This is a genomic window from Alkalimonas sp. NCh-2, assembly GCF_039631345.1.
Classification (GTDB): Bacteria; Pseudomonadota; Gammaproteobacteria; order Enterobacterales; family Alteromonadaceae; genus Alkalimonas; species Alkalimonas mucilaginosa.
In genome coordinates this window covers 1-1,412 of record NZ_JBDIUV010000012.1, presented here as the reverse complement: position 1 = coordinate 1,412, position 1,412 = coordinate 1, and the positions used below count along the sequence as shown (strand labels likewise).

At 52.3% G+C, this 1,412-nt stretch carries 1 protein-coding gene; it reads left to right on the top strand.

Going from position 1 to position 1,412, the window contains the following annotated elements; translation table 11 throughout:
- A partial coding sequence (locus ABC502_RS18570) for a hypothetical protein (RefSeq protein WP_345916923.1) occupies window positions 1-1,412 on the top strand: 1,412 nt, incomplete at both ends.

Here is a 1,412-nt window from a genome sequence, read left to right as displayed (position 1 = left end):
GACGCAGCAGGTTTACTGAGTGCCATGACCAATGCTGCTGGCGTTCGGTTCACATATCAGTACGATGCTGTCGGGCAACTGATTGCCGTGACTGACAGCAAGGGCAACCAGCAACACTTTGAGTACGACGAGCAGAGGGATCTGGTTCGTATTTTCTTCACCGATCCAAGTGGCGACCTGACGTTTCAGCAACAGTACGAGTACGATGGCCAAAGTCAGTTGATCCGAGTGCAATCGTTGCAAGCAGAAGAGCAACTGAGTTACAACGTTGATGGCAAGCCGGTGCAGCGGCAGGATGCGCTGAACGCTGTGGAAGCATTTCGTTACGATGGTTTTAACCGCTTAATCAAGCACATCGATAAACAAGGCAATGCCACCGAGTTTCGTTACGATAACTCCGATCAGTTAAGTCGCGTCACCGATGCAGAGGGAAAAGCCACCAGCTATTATTACGATAACTTTAATCAGCTAAGGCAATTGATAAGCCCGGATAGCGGTACCAGCAGCTTTAGTTATGATGCTGCAGGGAACCGAACCAGCGTTACCGATGCACGGGGGATTGAACTGCAGTATCAGTACGATGCGTTAAATCGGCTCATCCGCGTGCAGCATAGCGGGGGTGCAGAGCACATCGAATTACGGTACGACGAGCAGCACGGCATACATCCGGCAGTGGGGCAGTTAACATCGGTCACAGATAGCATTGGCGAAACCCAGTATCAGTATACAGAGCATGGCCAGTTGGCCCTGGCACGGCATCAGTTGGGAGCGAACTGGTACAGTCTGGGTTATAGCTACGAGCATGGAGAGCGCTTAAAGCGAGTGACATTACCGAGTGGCAGCCAGGTACTGTACGACTACGACAGCACCGGCCGTATCCACAAGCTAAGCTTGCAACAACTGCATGGGCTGCAAACCCTGGTGTCGGATATCCGTTATTTGCCCTTTGGTCCGATAAAAAGCCTGCACTATGGCCATGGTTTAACCCTGCATAACGAATACGATACCGATTACAAACTGGTTAGCCGGCAATTGGGCTCGATGCTGGCGTTGGGTTATCAGTACGATGCGCTGAACAATATAACGGCGATTGAGCAGCCGCTTTATGGTGTAAGCAGCGAGTTTGGTTACGACAGTCTGTCGCGGCTGATTAGTGAGTTCCCGGCAGGGCGTCAGTTTAGCTACGACAGCATTGGTAATCGTTTACGCAAAGAGCAAGCAGCCGGTGTTACCGAGTACATCTATCAGCCGGCTAGCCACCGTTTGGCAGAGCGCAGTGGCCAGCATGCTACCTTGTATCAGTACGATGCAGCAGGCAACATGGTGCAGCGCGGAGCGCAGCAGTTTGAATACAATGCCTTTGGGCGGATGGCGGAAGTCACCACTCCTGAGCGGGAGCTAAGCTACCGCTA